The sequence below is a fragment of the Nocardia sp. NPDC004718 genome (genome assembly GCF_053601535.1).
Genome location: NZ_JBSGCA010000158.1, coordinates 1 through 1,386, shown reverse-complemented (window position 1 = coordinate 1,386; position 1,386 = coordinate 1). Strand labels below are relative to the sequence as shown.

Sequence of the window (1,386 nt, the reverse complement as noted above, 5' to 3'; positions counted from 1 at the left end):
TGAACCGCCCCGGCTTTTCTGCCGCCCCGTTATGGGGTAGCAGGAAGGATATGGGCCATGCCCAAAAAGATCGACCCAGTGCTTCGGAGCCAGGCCGTCAGGCTTGTGCGGGAGCACCGCTCGGAGTACTCGACCGAGCGTGCCGTGCATGTCCAGGTCGCCGAGTCCCTCGGCGTGTCCCGGGAATCGGTGCGGCGCTGGGTGATGCAGGAAGAGATCGACGCGGGCCAGGTGCCGGGTGTGACCAGCGACGAACGCGAGGAGTTGCGCCGGTTGCGGGCGGAGAACAAGCGGCTGCGTGAGGTCAACGACATCCTGAAATCGGCGACAATTTTCTTCGCGGGGGAACTCGACCCCCGAAACCGCTGATCGTGGCGTTCACCGACCAGATGCGCGCTGCTGGTCACGCCGTCGAGTCGATCTTGATCGCCCTCAGCACCGCTGGGCTCAAGATCGCGGCACGAACCTTGCGGGCCTGGTGTGCCCCGGCTGGACCCGGGAACAGGCCGGCGGCCAGGACCGTGACCGACGCCCTGATCCAGGACGCGATCCGGACCCTGGCGTTCACCACCAACGCCGCCGGGCAGCGTGTGCTGACCCCGGAAGGGCTCTATGGCCGGCGCAAGATGCTGGCTCTCATCCGCCGGACCCTGTTCCCCGACGCCGGGTTCGGGGCCGTCGACCGAGCCATGCGCTCGCTCGGCTTGACCGGTGTCGTGCGTGGTAAACGAGCCAGGACCACGATCTCGAACCCGGCCGACACCAGAGCACCTGATCTACTTGACCGGGACTTCACCGCGGTCGCGCCGGACCGGAAGTGGGTGACAGATTTCACGTATGTGCGTACGTATCAGTCGTTTTCGTATGTCGCGTTCATTGTGGACTGCTTCTCCCAGAAGATCGTGGGCTGGCATGCCTCGATCAAACGGGACGTCGAGCTGGTCGATGTGCCGTTACGGATGGCGCTGTGGCGCCGCGGCCATGAAGGTAATCCGGTCGAAAGAGGTCGGTTGACATGCCATTCCGATGCGGGGTCTCAATACACCAGTATCCGCTTCACCGAGCATCTGCGGATCGAGGGCATCAGCCCATCGATCGGCAGCGTCGGCGACGCCTACGATAACGCCCTGATGGAGACCATAAACGGCCTCTACAAGGCCGAATGCATCCGCACGGCGGTGTTCCACGACGGTCCGTGGAAGACGATCGCCGATGTCGAGTACGCGACCGCGGCATGGGTCGAGTGGTACAACAACCGGCGCTTGCATTCGAGTCTGGGCATGATCTCACCGACCGAGTACGAGGCAGCGCACTACGCTGACACAGACCGATGGGCCGAGTGACTACCGGCCCGTAAAACACCGGCAGGAAAGCCGGGGCGGTTCA

The 1,386-nt window shown here is 64.1% G+C and carries 1 protein-coding gene; it reads left to right on the top strand.

Features of this window, described 5'->3' with window-relative positions; genetic code table 11:
- Positions 1-57: 57 nt before the first annotated feature.
- A protein-coding gene (locus ACWEH3_RS36085) for an IS3 family transposase (protein ID WP_450026956.1) occupies positions 58-1,343 on the top strand; the annotation gives its coding sequence in 2 pieces (ribosomal slippage) (positions 58-331 and positions 331-1,343; 1,287 coding nt in all).
- The last annotated feature ends 43 nt before the right edge of the window (positions 1,344-1,386 follow it).